Source organism: Bacillus sp. FSL K6-3154, assembly GCF_040869395.1.
GTDB lineage: Bacteria > Bacillota > Bacilli > Bacillales > Bacillaceae > Bacillus > Bacillus safensis.
The window spans coordinates 2,538,319-2,556,871 of record NZ_CP152033.1 but is presented as its reverse complement, the minus strand read 5'-3'; the positions used below and the strand labels follow the sequence as shown (position 1 = coordinate 2,556,871).

Annotated in this window: 19 protein-coding genes; 5 read left to right on the top strand and 14 right to left on the bottom strand. The window is 40.8% G+C overall.

Features of this window, described 5'->3' with window-relative positions:
- Positions 1-59 precede the first annotated feature (59 nt).
- Positions 60-539: a MarR family transcriptional regulator gene (locus MHH61_RS13065; protein WP_024425228.1), complete on the top strand. Its 480-nt coding sequence runs from the start codon at positions 60-62 to the stop codon at positions 537-539.
- A gap of 23 nt (positions 540-562) precedes the next feature.
- On the opposite strand, the gene MHH61_RS13060 is transcribed toward MHH61_RS13065, so the two are convergent.
- The 6 genes from MHH61_RS13060 to MHH61_RS13035 form a co-directional block, all read right to left on the bottom strand.
- A complete protein-coding gene (locus MHH61_RS13060; protein ID WP_125587471.1) occupies positions 563-844 on the bottom strand; it encodes a hypothetical protein in 282 nt (93 codons plus the stop codon).
- 12 nt (positions 845-856) lie between these two features.
- Positions 857-1,384 (bottom strand): YfiT family bacillithiol transferase, encoded by a 528-nt coding sequence (locus MHH61_RS13055; protein WP_025093479.1) that lies wholly within the window; start codon positions 1,382-1,384, stop codon positions 857-859.
- A complete protein-coding gene (locus tag MHH61_RS13050) occupies positions 1,381-2,406 on the bottom strand; it encodes a zinc-binding alcohol dehydrogenase family protein (protein ID WP_125587470.1) in 1,026 nt (341 codons plus the stop codon). Before MHH61_RS13050 ends, MHH61_RS13055 begins: the two co-directional genes overlap by 4 nt.
- Positions 2,407-2,496: 90 nt before the next feature.
- Positions 2,497-3,000 carry a hypothetical protein gene (locus MHH61_RS13045; RefSeq protein ID WP_024425232.1) on the bottom strand — a complete coding sequence of 168 codons (504 nt, stop codon included), beginning with the start codon at positions 2,998-3,000 and terminating at the stop codon, positions 2,497-2,499.
- A gap of 101 nt (positions 3,001-3,101) precedes the next feature.
- Complete coding sequence (locus MHH61_RS13040; protein ID WP_125587469.1) at positions 3,102-3,848, bottom strand: anti-sigma factor; 747 nt, start codon at positions 3,846-3,848, stop codon at positions 3,102-3,104.
- The gene (locus MHH61_RS13035) at positions 3,845-4,411 is read right to left on the bottom strand and encodes an RNA polymerase sigma factor (RefSeq protein ID WP_125587468.1); all 567 of its coding nucleotides are present in this window, start codon (positions 4,409-4,411) and stop codon (positions 3,845-3,847) included. Before MHH61_RS13035 ends, MHH61_RS13040 begins: the two co-directional genes overlap by 4 nt.
- Before the next feature lie 336 nt (positions 4,412-4,747).
- Between MHH61_RS13035 and MHH61_RS13030 the strand changes: the two genes are divergently transcribed.
- Complete coding sequence (locus MHH61_RS13030; RefSeq protein ID WP_034283743.1) at positions 4,748-5,074, top strand: YnfA family protein; 327 nt, start codon at positions 4,748-4,750, stop codon at positions 5,072-5,074.
- Between the two features lie 61 nt (positions 5,075-5,135).
- Here the strand turns inward: MHH61_RS13030 and MHH61_RS13025 are convergent, their stop codons facing one another.
- The 4 genes from MHH61_RS13025 to MHH61_RS13010 form a co-directional block, all read right to left on the bottom strand.
- Positions 5,136-6,176, bottom strand: coding sequence for an NAD(P)/FAD-dependent oxidoreductase (locus MHH61_RS13025; protein ID WP_125587467.1), 1,041 nt, complete (start codon positions 6,174-6,176; stop codon positions 5,136-5,138).
- A 153-nt stretch (positions 6,177-6,329) separates the two neighbouring features.
- Complete coding sequence (locus tag MHH61_RS13020) at positions 6,330-6,959, bottom strand: rhamnogalacturonan acetylesterase (protein ID WP_024425819.1); 630 nt, start codon at positions 6,957-6,959, stop codon at positions 6,330-6,332.
- 152 nt (positions 6,960-7,111) lie between these two features.
- Positions 7,112-7,576, bottom strand: coding sequence for a DUF6884 domain-containing protein (locus MHH61_RS13015; protein ID WP_103132720.1), 465 nt, complete (start codon positions 7,574-7,576; stop codon positions 7,112-7,114).
- Entirely contained in the window at positions 7,573-8,121 is a 549-nt protein-coding gene (locus MHH61_RS13010; protein ID WP_125587466.1) for a VanZ family protein, read from the bottom strand. The genes MHH61_RS13015 and MHH61_RS13010 overlap by 4 nt, the downstream gene beginning before the upstream one ends.
- Before the next feature lie 176 nt (positions 8,122-8,297).
- Here MHH61_RS13010 and MHH61_RS13005 point away from each other — a divergent pair, with 176 nt between their 5' ends.
- From MHH61_RS13005 to MHH61_RS12995, 3 genes are all read left to right on the top strand, one after another.
- On the top strand, positions 8,298-8,876 hold the full coding sequence (locus MHH61_RS13005) for a TetR family transcriptional regulator (RefSeq protein WP_024425822.1): 579 nt from the start codon (positions 8,298-8,300) through the stop codon (positions 8,874-8,876).
- Positions 8,877-9,152: 276 nt separating this feature from the next.
- Positions 9,153-9,497: a multidrug efflux SMR transporter gene (locus MHH61_RS13000; RefSeq protein WP_024425239.1), complete on the top strand. Its 345-nt coding sequence runs from the start codon at positions 9,153-9,155 to the stop codon at positions 9,495-9,497.
- Between the two features lies 1 nt (position 9,498).
- A complete protein-coding gene (locus MHH61_RS12995) occupies positions 9,499-9,813 on the top strand; it encodes a multidrug efflux SMR transporter (protein ID WP_003217878.1) in 315 nt (104 codons plus the stop codon).
- 93 nt (positions 9,814-9,906) lie between these two features.
- On the opposite strand, the gene MHH61_RS12990 is transcribed toward MHH61_RS12995, so the two are convergent.
- The 4 genes from MHH61_RS12990 to MHH61_RS12975 form a co-directional block, all read right to left on the bottom strand.
- Positions 9,907-10,719, bottom strand: coding sequence for a leucine-rich repeat domain-containing protein (locus tag MHH61_RS12990; protein ID WP_125587465.1), 813 nt, complete (start codon positions 10,717-10,719; stop codon positions 9,907-9,909).
- A 387-nt stretch (positions 10,720-11,106) separates the two neighbouring features.
- Positions 11,107-11,433, bottom strand: a complete 327-nt coding sequence (locus MHH61_RS12985) for a hypothetical protein (protein WP_125587464.1) — start codon at positions 11,431-11,433, stop codon at positions 11,107-11,109.
- Positions 11,426-12,028, bottom strand: coding sequence for a class D sortase (locus MHH61_RS12980; protein ID WP_125587463.1), 603 nt, complete (start codon positions 12,026-12,028; stop codon positions 11,426-11,428). Before MHH61_RS12980 ends, MHH61_RS12985 begins: the two co-directional genes overlap by 8 nt.
- A 21-nt stretch (positions 12,029-12,049) precedes the next feature.
- Positions 12,050-18,202 carry a SpaA isopeptide-forming pilin-related protein gene (locus MHH61_RS12975; protein WP_241218615.1) on the bottom strand — a complete coding sequence of 2,051 codons (6,153 nt, stop codon included), beginning with the start codon at positions 18,200-18,202 and terminating at the stop codon, positions 12,050-12,052.
- Positions 18,203-18,553: the final 351 nt, after the last annotated feature.

Sequence of the window (18,553 nt, the reverse complement as noted above, 5' to 3'; positions counted from 1 at the left end):
AATTAGAAGTAAAAATCAGTAATATAAAGAAAAGAGCCGCTTAAAGGAAGTGAACAAGCGTGGAATATAATATTCATGACACCACCGTATTAAAAGAAGAGATTCTATCTCCAGAAGAAAAAAAGACATGGGTTCTTTATATGAAAGTACTCACAGCTGCAGGTCTTGGAGATGTTTCTGAATGGATGAAGCTTGATATGAGTATGCCTCAAATGAAGGTGCTCATGCTGCTCAATAACCATGGCTCTCTCAAAGTATCCGAAATCGCTGAAAAAATGGGCGCTTCTTTGTCCAATATGACAGGTCTGCTTGACCGGTTAGAACAGTCAAACTTTGTCGTGCGAAAGCACTCTGAGCGTGACCGGAGAATCATTGTCGTAGAACTGACAGAGGAAGCGAAAAATATTTTCAGAAGTATTTATCAAAAAGGACACGAAAAAATCAAAAATTCCCTGCAGCGGCTCAATGACGAGGAAAAAGAAAAAGTCAATGAAGGCCTTGCTATCTTAGAAAAAGCACTGCGTCCTGAACGCGGCTAAACATGAAAAGGGGAAAAAGACGGTCACTTGTTGTCCGTCTTTTTTGTTTCTTCTACTTGTCGATCTGGGGTGAAAAGATTTTTACGAATCACTTCCCTGTCATCCCATAAAAGATAGGCTAAGCCAATGATGAGGAAAAAAATGCTGATCCACGTACCGCCAGGAATCAGCTGTTCAAGTTCCTCAATCGTTCTTTCTGAGCCTAAGCTGTTACTATAGCGTATCTCAAAAAGAGCATATTTCGCTATATAAAACAATGCCGCCATACAGATAAACATGGCGCCGACAATTCTTCTTCCAGACATGCGTTTACTCCTTTAATTCCACTGATTTCTTTTGATTAATTCCGTGATATGGGCAAGGTGATGCTTTGAATGCCAGACGTACATTCCTGCTGCATCATATAAGGACACCGTTTGTTGATCGGCAGGGTGATAATAAGAAGCGTTGAAGTCCTCCTCTGACATTCCCCGCAGTAAAGTGACCCACCTGCGATGCAGACTGCTGATCAAAGGCAGGGATAAACTGATGGGCGCCTTGCTGTCAGGAAGTGAGGCAAATCCCTCCTGATCATATGGACGTATGTCAGGTGTATCTTCTGTGAGAGCAAGCTTGAATCGTAAGTATGCATTTAGATGGCTGTCTGCTACGTGGTGAATGAGTTGACGAACAGTCCATCCTCCCGGGCGATAAGGTGTATCAAGCTGAGCATCTGTCAGCGGTGCAGTCACCGCTTCATACTCTTCGGGGATTGCGGCCAGCTCATCAATCCATGCTTCAAGCTGTGCTTTCGTTTTTGTTTCAACCGGTTCATATAAGCCAATCGGATATTGTAATGACGTCATACGCTTTCTCCTCTCTCAAATCCTTCAAGCACAAATTTTCCAATCATCTTTCCTTGCTCAAGCGTTTGATGTGCCTGCTTCAAGTTAGCAGCATTGATCGGACTGAGAACCTTTGTTAAGGTATGCGTTATTTTTCCCTGCTCAAATAACTCACCCGCCTCTGTCAAAAGCTCATGCTGTTTGATCATGTCCGCTGTTTCATACATAGGGCGTGTGAACATGAATTCCCATACAAATGCCGCACTTTTATTTTTGAGTAATTGAATGTCTAGATTGTGCTCGTTTTCGACAATGGTACAGATCGTGCCTTGCGGTTTTATCGCTTCTGCCATGCCTTTGAAATGTCCATCTGTATCATTTAAGCATAAAATAAAATCCACTTCGCCCATTCCTTTTTCCTCGAGCTGCGCTAAAAGCGGCTGATGATGATCAATGATATGATCGGCACCTAATGACAGACACCACTCTTTTGTTTCTGGTCTTGATGCGGTAGCGATCACAGTTGCCTTCGCTAATTTGGCTAGTTGAATGGCGATAGACCCAACACCGCCTGCACCACCAACGATCAGCAAGGTTGAACCTTCAGCATTCCGCTTCATATGCATCCGGTCAAATAAAGCCTCATAAGCCGTAATTGTTGTAAGGGGCATCGCGGCTGCTTCTGCAAAGGATAGATTGGCAGGCTTTTTCGCCACAATACGTTCATCCACAAGCTGATATTCACTATTCGACCCTTGACGCGTAATATCTCCCGCATAGTATACGTGATCACCTGGCTGAAACAATGTACACGCTTCGCCCACTTCTACAACCGTACCGCTTGCATCATAGCCTAGAATTTTCAGTTTTTCTTCCTTCTGATCCTTCGGTGATCTCACCTTTGTATCAACTGGATTCACTGACACAGCCTCTATCTTCACGAGTACATCCCTTCCAGACGCCTTAGGCTTTTCAACCTCCTGATCCATCAGGCTTTGCTCATGCTCAATCGGCAAATACTCCAATAGTCCAACTGCTTTCACTCGCTCGCACTCCCTTTCTCTATTCTTTCTTTCCACATTTTATCATAATTTTCTGATGTTTATGGCTGGATCAAACGAGTGATGGCACATTTATGACCTTTTCAGGGCCTTTCGCTCCCTCGCGATGTATGAAGGACGTGCTTTTTGCAAAGAAGGAACATAAGTGAACCAGCTGTTGGATTTAAAAAACAGCTGAACGTAGTAAAACTGGATGTGTTGCAGGAAAACAATGATGATGAAAAAAGTAATGAAAAAGAGGTTAGACATATCTGCTATCCCCTGGATCCATTCGTTTATAAAAAACACCACAAAACTGATCATCATCAGCTGTTCAAGCCTTTGCACGATCTTGGTCAAGCCATGTCCTCGTTTTGATAGATCACCAGACTGATGCTTTCTGATTTTTCTCGATTTATAAAACCAAATGATACTTTCCGCTAAGTTATGAGTGATAAAAAGTACAATGAGCGCAATGAATAAAGGCGATGGGTGATAAAAGAATGGGATTAAAAATGGAATGACAAGAAAATAAATGGCAATACATGCGTGTCTGACTGATAAGAGAAATAGGTCTTTTTCTATAGATGTTTTCATCTGTTTCACCTCCATATGTACTACGTTTTAATTGCCAAAATGTTCCCCTTCGCTATCAAAAAAAGGATGCCCCAAGAAGGCATCCTTTTCATGAATAAAGCTTAAAAAGCAGCGCTTAGTACGACAGGACCTTGTGGGAGCTTGTTATCCTTTTTTGGTTCAAGGGTCACAGCCACGGTATCCCATGATTCGCTTGCTTCTTTTTCAGATAACGCATAGGTGACGGTTCCTTCCCCTTTGTTATCTGTTTTAAAGGCACCGGCTGGAACCGGCTGATCTCCTTTAATGAGCCACACTTGATAAACAGCAGATGAATCAAGCTGACCCTTTAAGCCGTCTGCACTCACCACAAGTTCTTTTTTGCCGTTATGCTCTATCACTGAAAAAGCACCCGTCGTTTTTGGTGATGCGGCCGATGCCAGTGATTTTGTGGCAACAACCCTGACAGGTTCTTCCGCCTGTTCTTTTCCATTCGATAAGAAATACACATTTCCAGCTGCTGATATGAGAAGCAGTGCCGCAACGAGCGGTAAGAGCCACTGGTTTCGTTTCTTTTGCAGCGGTTTGATTTCGTTTGGCTCAGGTGCAGCCTTGAGCTCTTTTTTATGGCTATTCTTTTCTTCGACTGTCTCCTCTTCAAACACCTGGGATAAAATACGGTCTTTCATCCCTGCCGGAGGTATTTGGTCTTCGGCTAGAAATGGAATGTCAGACATGAGCGATGTCAATTCTTCAAGCTCTTCTTTGCAAGCTGAGCAGTGCTTGATGTGCGCTTCAAATTGCGTTTTTTCTTCTCCTTGTAAATGCCCATTAAAATAATCAATTACTTGATGTTTACACTGATTCATGCCTCTTCCTCCTTTCCACCGAGCGACAGTTTCGATCGCAAATGCTTCAGTGACAATCGAACCCTTCCCTTTACCGTACCAATAGGGATGCCCAGCTTTTCGGCGATGCTCTTTTGTGTCATCCCTTTAAAATAAACATCTTCTATAATGGTTTGCTGTTCTTTTGACAATGTAGATACTGCTTCACGTATGTTCTGTTTTTCCTCGTTCCATTCCACTTCTTTTGATACATCTTCTTGATGATCAGCTAAATATTCAATATGCTCATCATCCAAAGCCGTTTCATTCCGATGCTTTCTTAAAAGGTCAATGGCCGTGTTGCGTGACATCATGAATAACCACGAAGAGAATTTCCCTTTATCGGTATGATATTCTCCTATGCCGCGCCAGAGCTTGATGAAGACCTCTTGAAGTACTTCCTCCGCGAGCTCACGGTTGCCAGTCATTTTATAAATAAACGAATATAGCACACGTTCATAACGATCGTACAGCACTTCAAGCGAAGGCTTGTGACGATCATATTTGATCTTGTGATACAGCTCAAAATCTTGCAATGTGTCCATGGTCATCTCCTTCCTTTTTCATGAGAAAGAGCATGCGCATCCATCATGAAATCCTTCACGTATTGCTAATCACTCGATTTGCTGAAATAAGCCTACCTTGTACTTTACTCTTTTTTCAAGGAGAAAAAAAGAGCGTTGAAATAGGAAGTGTGCTCCTCATGAGAATGTACTTACTTTACGACCTAACAGACCATTTGGATCACCGAATCCATGTGTGACCACTCTCTGATCAGGATTTTAGTAAATCTCATCTCCCTCTCCATTCAATAGAGGTAGAACGCATTCATTCCACATGTCATAATAGGGTGTAAATTGGAGAAATTGGAGTGTCCGTATATGATGGTGACGATTGTTCTTTTTTTATTAGCAGGTTTAGCAGAAATTGGCGGAGGCTATTTGGTATGGCTTTGGCTGCGTGAAGCAAAACCTGTCAGCTTCGGGATCGCCGGCAGCCTCATCTTGGTTGCATATGGCATCATTCCAACCTTCCAGCAGTTCCCGACTTTTGGACGGGTTTATGCTGCCTATGGCGGTGTTTTTGTCATTCTTGCTGTGTTTTGGGGCTGGTGGGTCGATCGGAAAACACCTGATCTATATGACTGGATGGGGGCTTTGATCTGTTTGGCTGGAGTCAGTGTGATGTTATTTGCGCCTCGCAGTTAATGGACCCATATAAAAAGTGCTGCCACATACGGGCAGCACTTTGCTATGTTATTTGAATGCTTCAACGAGCTCCAGCTGTTTGTAATTCTTTGTTTTTCTCCTTAAAGCGTTCGTTATGAGAGGAAACGTATGCCACTTTTTCAGCTTCTGGTTCGATGTAAAGCTTTGCGCTATTCAGTGCATTGACTCCATCAACAAACGTGCCGGCAATTAAGCGGACCTTGCTTTTATGTGTACACAAGTCGCCTACCGCATAGACGCCCGGTAAATTGGTTTCCATTTTTTCATTAACCTCGATCAGTCCCCATTCACCTTGCTTGAGGCCCCATTCTGATAGCACGCTTAAATCGCCTTTCATCCCGTGATTGACAATCACAGCATCTGTTTCGATTCGTTCTTTTTCGCCTGTCTCTATGTTTTGAATAGTGACAGCAGCAATTTTGTCGCCTTGACCATGCAACTCTGTTAGTTCATGCGGGGTTAAAATTCGTTTGCAAGTTGCCTTCATATTGGCGACGTTTTTCTCATGTCCGCCAAACATGTCACGCCGATGCACGACGGTGACACTTTCAGCAATCGGTGCAAGGGCATTGGCCCAGTCAACGGCTGAGTCGCCGCCTCCAGAAATCACAACCCGCTTCCCTGCAAATGTCTTAAGCTCCTGGACAGTGTAATAAAGGTTTGTCACTTCATAGCGGTCTGCATGCTCGATTTCAAGTTTCCGCTGAACTGGAATGCCGTGACCCATCGCTAATATGAGGGTCTTTGTCAAATGACGATCACCATTTTCAGCCGTCAGTATGATGTGATTATGTTCATCTCGCTCAAATGACGTGATTTTTTGATTCAGTGCAATCTCTGGTTCAAATGTTTTCGCCTGTGTTTCCAGCTGCTGTATCAGCTGTTCTCCTCTTGTTGGCGGTAAACCGCCGACATCCCAAATGACCTTTTCAGGATACAGAAGGATTTTCCCGCCAAGGCTTTCGTTGTACTCAAGTACCTTCGTCTTTAAGTCCCGCATCCCACTATAAAAGGCGGTGTACATGCCTGCTGGACCGCCGCCAATAATGGTGACGTCAAACAATTCAAGCTGATCTGTCATTTGAGTCCCTCCAGTTTTCCATCGAATGATCTATTTTTCAGTGATATTGATTCTCATTATCATATGTACCTATTGTAGTCTACTCTAGTGAAGGGAATCAATAGCTTTCTTCAAAAAAAGAACAGGACGAGCGCTCACTCGTCCTGTCATCCATCATACAATGGTTAAACCAAGGTCTTTTAATTCAAGAGAAACAAGTCTTGCAATCGCATCTGCGCCTTCTTTTGTAAAGTGCGTGCGATCCTCAATTCCTGTTGACAGCATAAAGTAAGAGGTCGTTTTCTCTATACCGGAAATTTGATAAAACTGAAGACTTGCGGTATTTAAATCGACGAGAAGAACTTCTTCTTCATCGGCTAATTCTTTCATAGCGGCACAGTAATCAGGAAAATCATTGATAAATTCTCCGTCTTTTTCATGAAAACGTCCGACTGGCGTTAATAAAAGTGGTGTTGCCCCTTTTGCTCTTGCTCCATGAATATATTGAGACAGGTAGCTTTTATAGGTTGTGAAAGGATCTGTATGCCGCTCAGGCTTTTCCTTGGAAGCATCATTGTGCCCCATTTGTGTGAAAAGCCAATCTCCTGGCTGAATGTCAGCCAATATGTCATCAAGGCGTCCTTCTTCAATGAATGTTTTTGAGCTTCTTCCACCAATGGCACGGTTCTCGACGTTCACCCCGTGCGCTGTATAGCGGTGTAAAAACTCTCCCCATCCTCCTTGAACAGGACGATCTGGATAAGATGAAACGGTCGAATCACCAGCTAAATAGATGGTTGTCATGTTCATACGCCTCCCTTTTTCATTGAGCCACTTCACCCGAGCGATACGGACATGCTAGTGGCTGCTGAAAAGATATGAAACAATCAGCATCGCTATTTCAATTATTCTCTTTTTAATGATCAAAACCCTGCTTACCGGTAGATGTGAATGTGTTAAATATGCGGCGGAAGTTCTATTTTTGATTCCACTGCTTGATGTAACGCCTGAAGCATATAGCCAATTCCTTTATATGGAGCCAGCGGATAATTTGCTTTTTGATGAGGCTGTAATAAAGGATCGATCACTTTTCGATATTTCTTTCCACCTAGTACCACCAGTTCATCATATGCGAAAAGATTTTTTTGATGAAATTGCTGGCTCAGTTCTTCTCGTGTGATCTGCTTAGCATGCGGTGTACCAAAAGCCACATCATAATTTTCGTGAATGATATCATCTGCCTTTAAGAAGCCGTGCTTCGCTGATAAGATCATCCAGTCTGAAAAGAACGTTTGAGCATAGCTTTTCGTACGCTGATGCAGGGGACTTAAATAGACATGGTTCGCTGGCTGGCTCCCTGCTTCTGGATCGACATCCCAAATTTTCTTCGCGCCACATGGAATGATACAAACTCGCTTCACTCAAATTTCTCCTTCCTTTTTCGATAGATCTGATACACGATACAGCCTAGTGCTGTGCCAAGCGTATTTAAAAGAATATCATCAATATCGCTGCTTCTTGTAATGATACCAGATTGCGAGAACATCCATTGGAGCAATTCGATCATGGTTGACAGGAGAAAGCCCCCAAGAACCGCCTTTTGCCAGCGCAAGGTTCGAAAGGCTTGATATAGAAAAAAACCGAGTGGAACAAATAACAATATGTTCCCTGCTAAATTTAGAAAGACAAGATTGGGATAGCCATGATGGTACGCGTGAAGATTTTGATAAATGGACTGCAAAGGCATGAGGTTGACACTCACCTGATCTCTTGGGGCGGAAAAACGATTTGGAAAGACCGTTAAATATAGTAAAACATTCGTATAAATAAACAGACTGGCAAGGACCAATTCTGTCCGCAAATAGATAAAACGATTGTGCTTTTTTGCCTGTCTGTATCTCATATGTAAATAGAGCGGGACGAGCAGGAGAAAATAAGCAATGGAAAACATAGCACTGGAAGTCATACAGAGAGCTGCCCCTTTCTCACATGATGATGCTTGACCATATTTACAGCATATTCAGGCTTGCCCGCATCTATTCATCACTTATTCTCACATTCAATGAAGAGAAAACCATATTGACAAATCGTCAGTTTCTCGCTAAACTGAATGACATTCAGTCATTTAAGGTCGGTGATGATATGTCGAAACGAGAAAAGATTATGCTTGCTGCGATTGATGCGTTTAAAGAAAAAGGCATCGAAAAGACGACCATTTCGGATATTGTGAAAGCAGCAGGAGTAGCGCAAGGAACGTTTTATTTATATTTTCCTTCAAAGCTTTCCGTCATGCCTGCAATCGCAGAACATCTTATCGCACAGATGGTGCCTGCAATCGAAAAGGAATTAACTCAGCATGCAGATGTCCTCGATCAAGCAGATGCGCTTGTTGAATTCATTTTCGCTTTTACAAGGCAATACCGTGATGTCCTTGCCCTGACCTACTCAGGCTTAGCCGCCACCGAGCATTTAAAGGAATGGGAAGATATTTATGAGCCGATTTACAAATGGGTCGCTGCTTTTCTAGAAAAAGCAAAGCAGGACAAACGAGTCCGCGCGAATTTGAACTGTCAATATGCAGCCAAATTCATTATCGGTTTACTCGAATCGTCTGCTGAGCAAATGTACTTGTTTACGGAAACAGATACAGAAGAGGTTCTGATTCAAAAGCGAGAGGTGAAGCAATTTCTTCTTTACGCACTTGGCATAGAGACACCTTAACTTAGTACAGCACTTGCTGTACGCAGCGTGTAGACAAACCCTCGCATTCTTTGTCAGTCCTGCGCGCTGGTGCTCACGAATGTCAAATTCGCTCCGCGCCAGTGCTCGTCTTTCCTAGACTTCAAAGGTTTTCTATCACGCTGAAAAGAAGACAAAGGGCTAAAATAAAGTTCATTTTAGCCCTTTGTCGACAATCTGAGTACAGCACTCGCTGTACGCTCTTTTTTGGTTTCAAAATGACGAATCGTCATTTTTAAGTTTTTAGGAGGAAATACGATGAAAAAAAGCTGGATGTATGTTGCACTCACTTGTTTATTCGAATTACTTTGGGTGTTTGGTTTAAATAGAGCCGATGCTCTGTGGGAATGGGCGATCATTATCTGCCTGATCCCAGTTGATTTTTATTTTTTAATGAAGGCATGCGAGAAGCTGCCGACAGGGACCGTGTACGCCGTGTTTGCCGGAGTTGGAACGATAGGGACATCTTTGATGGATTATGCGCTGTTCGGCGGTTCGTTTTCGTTAGAAAAGCTCTTATTTATGGGTATTTTAATTCTCGGGATTATTGGACTGAAAGTGTCTGATGGAGATGCCCATGAGCAGAAAGGAGAAGCGGTATAACATGGGCTGGTTCTTTGTACTGTTGGCCTCTGCCTGCGAAATCGGCGGAACCATAGGCCTCAATATGTTTAGTAAGAAAAAGCAAATCACGACAGGCATTTTATTTGTCGGCGGGTTTGCCTTATCCTTTTTGTTTTTATACGCCTCGTTCTCATCCGTTCAAGTATCCGTCGCCTATACGGTCTGGATTGGACTTGGAACGGCGGGCTCTGTCTTGTTTAATATGATTCTATTTAAAGAGCCGAAAAACATGATTCGTATACTCAGCTTGCTGCTGATTGTGATTGGTGTGGTTGGGCTGAAGTTGTTTGCGTAATTGAGTCACAAGAAAGAAAAAGTTTATGATGGTATTAGCCATTACATTAGCAATAGAAAAAGCAATGGAATTGATTTTCCATTGCTTTTTAAGTTATTTTATAAACTTTTCTTGGTACGCTTTAAATTGTTCTTCGTATTTTTGCAACTTTTCCCCATCAACTTTTGAATTTAATTTCGGTTTTCGCTTTCCAATCACCATCACATCTTTATCTACAATAGGACTTGATAAAAAGATGTATGGTGCAAAACGATCACACTTCGTATTTGGGAGAGTTACGGATAACCTGGCATATTCTTCTGTCGGGAATTGGTTCGAAATTTCAAGTTCCTTGAGTCCCTCTAATTCCGATATCGGCTCTAAAGACTCGTCCTTCACTTTTATATTTGATAAGCACAGATATTTTAAATTCTTGAGGTATCTTAAAGGTTGAAGAGTATTTATATTTAATGTATTCCAAATCCCGCCTGACAATTGTAACAGTTCTAAACCAGTGTTTTTTTGCAAAGGGGCTATGTCATTCAACTTTGAAAAATCTGTTATGGATAAAGATTTTAAATAAGTGTTTTTTGATAAATCCCATAAACTTTGTGCCTTTGTATTCCATTCAAGTGCCAATACCTCAACATCTTTAAGAGAACTTATGATTGATAAATCTTCTACTCTCAGTTCATGCACAAAGAGCATTTTTGGATTAACTAAGCTCAATATCGTATTGAAATCCTTTTGGTTCACTTTGTAAATCCACAATTTCGTCAGGTTAGAAAAACATTCCAACCTTTCAATATTTTTCGTTTTTCCTGTGATTAACAACTCAGTGGAATTTTCATCTACATCGGCTAAATCATGAACAACTTCTGGTCGTGCATCATTACGAAAAATATATTCAGGGTGTTCTTTTAGCATTCTTTTACCTCCACACCTATTAATTACGGATGATCTAAAATGAATTTTATCAGAAGTTTGGAGTCAAAACATGATCATCTTTAGCTCTTTCCGATATTTCTTCCGAAGAAACTGGGGAAGGGATAAAAACTAGATGATCTTCTTTGGTCGCCAATCGTTTAAATTTAGACCATTTTATCAGTCTCCAATAAATCCTCGATGTCCAATTACTTCACAATCCGCCAATGATTACGTCTGTTTTCAATTCATTCTTATGCTAGTTTTTGTACGAATTGAAATAACAAAAGAACTCCAATTCATATACGAATTAGAGTCCTCATTTATGACTGATTTCATTTTTCTAACTTAAAACCGAACCCATTCATCAAAGCCTCTTCCTTTTATCGTTTAATGGGTGTCTTGCTGCTCGAGCAAGAGATCCATTGCGTAAATGGATTCGCCCTTCTCATCCAATAAAAAGTATACAATCAAAGGCTCTCCAAAAGATGCTGTCTGCTGCGTGAACAAAACACAGGTGAATTTCTTAATACCAATTGGAAGCTTTCTTTTTAATATAGGATGAAGAATAGGTGAAGCCCGAATTGTATCTACATCAACTTCCCAACGTTCGTTTTTTAAAGTTGGATAATGCTCTGATAACAATTGGTGTAACATATCGGTCGTGAGCGCTGCTTTTCCATCGCATCCATCATTTATTATGTTGGTGTTATACATCCGATGGCTGCTCACTCTTTGAAGCGTTGATTCGTATTCCTTTTAAGACAAATCGTTTCTGACCATCAAGTGTACAAGTGATCAATGTCAGTTCATTTTTCCCACGGTCCTTTAGTACATCCACATCCGTCGGTTCAATCGTAGCTGAGCTGACAATTTTATATTCGTATGTTTCAGCTTGATGATGTAAGACAACTTTTTCTCCTTTAGGCACCTCTGGCAGCTGATGGAAAAGACGATCGCCTCTATACCCTCTATGCCCTGCAATCGTGAAATTCCCTTCACCTGGCATTTGATGAGATTTAATTTGAGTCAGTGCTATACCTAAATTTTCTTTCGATGTAACAGGAAGCACTTTTTCGTTTAAATCAATTGACGGGATCTCTAGCTCCATCACATCTCGCAGGTCTTCTTCTGACACAGTTAAATGTGGAATAGAAGAAAGGGCATCACCGTCATTTTCTGCAATCATCTTTAATGCCTGTTCCATTGCTGCTGTCTCTTGAGAAGTTCGCCACTCATATAGAAAAGGAACGGAGGTGAGTATCAGCCCGGCGACCACCAAAAAGCTGCCTAATAAGGTTCTTTTTTTCATCAATACACTCGTTCCTTCCTTTTACTGAATGGTTCTTCTTCTGACAACAAGAAGAACAGTTCCAGAAGCTACTAGTAATATCCCTGCATACATCAAGTAACGCAGCCATTCTTCTCCAGTCTTTGGCAGCTCACCGTTTGAGTCATGAGGCGGATGTTGATCCCCTTTATCTGAAGCTGGAGGATTCGTGTGGTCCTCTTCATTCTTCACTGGTGCATTTTTCACAATCATTGTCTTGATCTCCACTTCGCCCATTTGAATTGTAAAAGCGAGCGGTTTCTTTAAAGCTACATAACCATCCGGTGCTTTCGTCTCAGTGAGTAGATACTCTCCAGGTTTAAGCCCTTTGACAATGGCTTCTCCGTCTTTTCCTGTTGTCACAGATTTTATGGTTTTCCCGGCTTTTGTACGAATGTCAAAGGATGCCCCTTTTAAGGTTCTATCTGTCTGCTGGTCTACCTTTATGATACGCAGACTTCCTAAGATCAAGTGATTCTTCGCTGTTAATTGAAGCGGCTTCTGCTGATTTTTCTCAATTGTGAACAGGATCGGCTTATCATCCAATTGATAGCCATGAGGTGCTTTCGTTTCAACGAATTGATATTGTCCCGGTTTTAAATCATTGATGTGAAGCTTTCCTTTTTGGTCCGTTACAAGTGATTTCTTCAACGTTTTTCCTTCTTTACTCAGAAGAGCAAACTCTGCATTTTCCAGCGTGTGTCCCTCATCATCCACTTTGGTCAGTTCCACTGCTCCCGGCGTCAGTTTGTTAATCATTTCTACTTTTGCTGGTTTGTCTTGACCTAATCGAATCTTAAATGAGACAGGTGTCTGATCCAGTTCATAGCCGGCAATGCTTGCTGTTTCGACAAATTGATAGGTGCCTGGCTTCAGTTGATCGACTGTTAGTTGACCATTTTTGTCTGTCTTTAAGTCTTTCTTTATACGTTGATCGTGCTCATCAAGCAGATCGAAGGTCACTCCATTGAGTAACTGACCATCTTCTCCTTTTTTCTGAAGCTGCACAGCACTTGTCGTCCGAATATTTTCTTTTGTCACTTTCACCAGTTGTTTTGGATTGAAATCAATCTTAAAGTCTACTGGTTCTGCATCTAGTTTATGTCCAAAAGGAGCCTTCGTTTCAACCAATTGGTAAGCGCCTGGTTTCAAATCGTTGACAGTGATGATGCCTTTCTCGTTGGTTGTTAAACCTGACATCAATTCTTTACCATCGTCATTGAAAAGGGTAAATTCTGCTCCTTTCAATCTTTCTTTTTCTTCTCCTATTTTTGTGAGTTCAACAGAACCTTTCTTAAGCTGATTGATTGCCTCCACTTGAATCAACTCTTTTTGACCTAATTCAACTTGAAAGACAAGTGGTTTCGCACTCAATTCATAGCCTTCAAGACTCTTTCTTTCAACAAATTGATAGGTTCCAGGTTTTAGCCCTGTGAAGGTGATCTTTCCATCCTGATTGGTTGTGATTCCTTCTCCTCCTGCCACTATCTTTCCTTTATCATCAGATAGGTCAAAGACAACTCCTTCTAATGATTTCCCATCTTCGCCTTTTTTGTGCAGCAGCACTCCGCCTGTAGTGCGGCTATTTTCTTTTGTCACACTAACCAGCTTCTCAGGATTAAATGGAATAGCAAAAGTGACAGGTGTTTCGTCAAGCTCATGACCGAATGGAGCCTTCGTTTCAACAAACTGATAGGTTCCAGGTTTCAGATTGTTGACGATGATTTTCCCGTTCTGATCAGTGACGAGACCTGTTTTTATCTCTTTTCCATTTGCATCTACAAGCTTAAATTCTGCTCCTTCAAGCACATCATCCTTTTCACCGAGCTTCGTGAGCTGAACAGATCCAGTTTTGAGATCATTGATCACTTTGATCTCTGCTGGTGTTTTTTGTGCGATTTCGATGGTAAAAGGATAAGGTTTATTATTCTTTTGGTAACCATCAACACTCTCTGTCTCCACGAGCTGATATTTGCCCGGTTTGAGGTTGTCGACCAAAATCTTCCCATCTTCATCTGTTGTCAAATCTTTACGCACAACTTCGTCATTTTGATCCAAGACTTCAAATCGAACACCTTGAAGCTTCTTGCCATCTTCCCCTTCTTTTAACACTTCTAATGCACTTGTCTCATATAGGTTCTTTTGCGAAATGACGACTGGTTCCTTTGGATCAAGTGGTACTTCAAATTTGATTGGCGTTTCATCTAATACATAACCATCTGGTGCTTTTGTTTCAACGAGCTGATACGTACCCGGCCTTAGTTCGTTTATCGTGATTTTGCCATTTTCTCCTGTGACAAGCGACTTTTGCAGCTCTTGCCCGTCTTGATCTAAAAGCTTGAATTGTGCACCTTCTAGTCTCTCTCCGCCTTCACCTATTTTGCTCAATTCTGCAGAGCCTTTGATAATGTCATTTAATGCAGTTACAATTGTTGTTTCTGTTTGATTTTCTTTAATGGTGAACGGCCATTTTTGCTGATTTAATTGATAACCTTTCGGTGCGTTTGTCTCAACAAAATAATAGGAACCTGGCTCAAGATGTTTGAAAAGGATTTCTCCTTTTTCGTCCGTTTTCAAATCGGTTTGGACGGTCTCTCCAGATTCATTTTTCAGTTCAAATTCTGCATTCTCTAATGCTGCACCCGTCTCTTTGTCTTTTTTCGTTAACTTGACATGCTGGCGGATTTCTTGGTTCTGCACCGTCATGCTATTTCCTGTTTTCGCTTGATCTCCAGATTCGTAAGGCTGATCAATCGTTACATGGATCGGTTCCTTCGTTTTAATATAACCATCAGGTGCTTTCTCTTCTGTCACGATATAATCACCATACAGAAGACGATCAAATCGAAGAGCTCCTTCTTCATCTGTTGTCTTTGTACCAATGACGATGCCGCTCGCAGCATCTGTCAGAGAGAAGCTTGCTCCTTTTAGCGCTTTTCCACTACTCGCATCTACCTTTTTAACGGTTAAAGCACCAATCGATCCTGTGCCATCTCCCATGCCAGCGGTGCGTTTCACCACAATTGAGGCTTCGGATTCCTTTTTGATTTCTTTTACATTTTCACCTCTAAACGTTACTTCGTTTTGAAGTGTACTTCCCACTTTATCTAAAATGAGAGATTGGTATTCTAAAATATATGGTCTTGTGATTTCTTCTTTAAATTTAATTTGAAAAGAATCTGGATCAAATTCAAGGTCTAGCTCATAATCCTTCCCTTTTTCCAGCTCTTCTGCTTTTGTCACTTGCCCCTTTTCATCTATTGTCGTCGAATAGAGATGAAATGAGTTTACTATTATGGCTTGGTTACTGCTTGGATGGTCTATAATCGTCGCATCTTGGACTGTTGATTGACCAAAATTGATATTCAGTTTCCAATCAATGACTTTCCCTTGCTGATTTCCTGATTTGCTCGTGTATTTCCCCCCATTTGGAATGGACACCACTGCATTCACATCAGATTCTTTTGTCTGCCCATCATAAAGGGTCGCTTTATTTTCGTAGGTTTTCTGTACTAACTCCATTCCTTCAACACTTGTTTGATACGTGATTTTGTATGGAGAATCAATGGCTTTTTTGAAAATCACTTCGAAGCCTGTTTCTCCCTTTTCATTTTCAAGGAATTTGATGTCATAATGTTCTTTCGCTAATACCTCTTTTTCTTCTGCTCCATTTTCCCCGCCTTGTAAATCAAGCGAATAGACGATGATTGAATCTTTAAGCAAACGCTGGTTTCCTTGAATGAAATCCTCGATTCTCGCCTCTTCTAAATGTTTCAAGTTATAGTTCACACCGATATTCCATGTGATCTCTTTTTTCTTTGCATTATAAGTTCCGTTTTTGAAGCCATTTGACTGCGTGTATGTGTCAGGCGTGAAGACAGACTGATTTTCCTTCGTCAAATCCTTGCCATCTTCATTTACCCATTCGAGCTTTACATGATTACGCAGGTTCTTTTGGTCTTTATCTGCTCTTTTTTCATAATCAAAAGACGTTGTATATGTGACGGTATGTTCTGTCTTTATTTCTTTCGTAAATTGAATATCAAATCCATTTGCATGTTCAACGATTTGATAATCTGTGCCTTCTTCAAGCACTGTATTACCTGTCGTCACTTTTAAACTATCTTTTTGCAGCGTCAATCCTTCGTTTGTAAACGTATCTTTTAATATCACTTTGTTCATCGTTTGTTGATCTTTGTTGAAGGTGATACGCCATGGAATGGTCTTGGTCTTGTAATTCGGTGTTCCATGATTTTTCGTTAGGATTTGCTGGTCAATTCTTTGCTTCCCTTGTTTGCTCTCTTTGCCAGCTGTTACCGTATTGATAATCTCTTCAGCTTCAAAAATCCGCTCGGTTGCTTTTGTTTGATAAGTGATGAGATAAGCTGATTGAATATCTTGATTGAATTGCAAGGTAAACCCGTTTTGTTCATCCTTTTTTTGAGGTTGAACCACATAATTTTCAAACGCTTTTGTTCCAGCTTCGTTGCCATTCTGATCAATTGTGACTTCTTTGACTTGAATGGAATCAGATATCAGCGCCTGTGTGCCGTTAAAGAAGTCTTCTAACAAAGCGTCCTTTTGAGCCAGCTTTTTTTCGTTATAGTTATAACGAATTTCCCATGTAATTGTTTGTGTGACTGGGTCGTAGTGCGCGGCTTTTTTATTTAAAGGACTGCCTCTTGTCACATTCACTGTTCCTTCTGCTGAACTGATCACTTTATCACCAGAAACAAGGGACGCTTTATTACGAAATGCAGATTGATCCTGATTCGTAATATCCGTTTCATACATTAAACGGTAAGCTAGATGCACGTCATCTTTAAATTCAATCGTGAAATCTTGACCATCTGCAGTTTGGCCAATTGTGTAGTGGTTTTCGTCAAGCAGCTGACCAATCGATGTTTCTCCATTTAGCTTTGTATCAATACGATAAAGCTTAATTGAATCTTTTTTCAACGCCTGACCTTCTTGAATCGGATCTAACAGTTTCGCTTGTTTCACATCTTCTAAATCCATATTAAAATCTACTGTCCATTGAATGGTTTCAGCATTGTAAGATCGATTTGGTTCTCCCTTTTTAGAGACGTTTGGGCCATTTGGAATGTATTGAATCGGGATTGATATTTTATCCTTTCCTTCAATCGGGGTAATGACCACTTCTTTTTCTTCAGTAATTACAGTTTTTTTATCTAATTGCGTCCACACTTGAAGTGTTCCATGAATATTTGAATATTGTTTGATAAAATCGGTGAACTCGATGGAGGCATTTCCGCTTTCATCTACAGAAAAATAACCAATGGTTGCTTGATTAAATTTCATCTCAAGACGATCGATTTTTTCATAAATCACTAATTCCTCTGGAACCTTGAAATGGAATTCATCCCCGCCATTATAGCTATGACCGTTCGGGATGGCCCACTCATAGTTAATGGAAATCAGCGAGTTGATATCAGGCTTTTCAACTGAATTTCCTTCCTGATCTTCAAAGATTAATTTCGCATCAGTGAGGAGATTTTCTTGTATCAGCATTTGTTTTGAAACACTTTGCAGCCCTGCACGCTTAGATACGCTCACTTTGTTTTTTAGTAATTCATCTTCATCGTTTTGTTTCGTTTGAGCGGCTTCTTGATTGTTAGAAGCTTTATCTTTCTCAGATGAGATTGAGTCATCTTTTGGAAGGCTTTCTTCACCCTTATTTTGCTTTGTTTTCTCTTCTTGCTGAGTTATACTGGTGACATCGATGTCAATTGATCCTTCTAAATTTGGATCGATCTCAACATCTTCTTTAAATTTCACCGTCACTTCATTTTGTTTTGAAACGGTATACTCGCCAACAGGTATGTCACCCACAGTAATGGGTTCCTTCTGCTCCTTCTCTACCTGGATGGCTGAAGGAAGAGTGAGAACATACGGATATTGTTTTTTTAGATCAATTCCTTTTATAGACCAATGCACAGTGGCCTTTCTTACTTGCTGATCTTCCATGCTTGATAACTTATTGCCTTCGCTATCAGCAAATTCAATATCCCCATAAATGTTTTCTTGAATTTCTTTTGCTTGTGCCCCTGCTAAAGGCAAGACTCCTAATATACTAGACTGTATGACTAGCACTGTAATGAGTGCCAGCGACAATATTCTTTTCAATACATCCACCCTTTTCTAAAATTAATTTTCAACAACGATAAAAAAATCATTAGTATACTGTCAGATCAATCACCCCGCTTCTGATCAATATTTTCTAAAAATTGCACCTTAAGACCCTATGAATAAAATGAGTTGATCAATCATGAGCTTGAAAGGTCATCATGAGTAGTGGATTGAGTAAATGGATTGGGGTCTATAGAAATGGGGAATAGTGAGAGGATCGTGAAAAGATTAAATGTGAATTTTTATATTTATACTGGAATTAACAATAAACGATGTGTACATGCATATATAAGCATGTATTCACATATGGTTCGTTCATATGAAACAAGCATGTATCATATCGTATGTAAGGTGAGT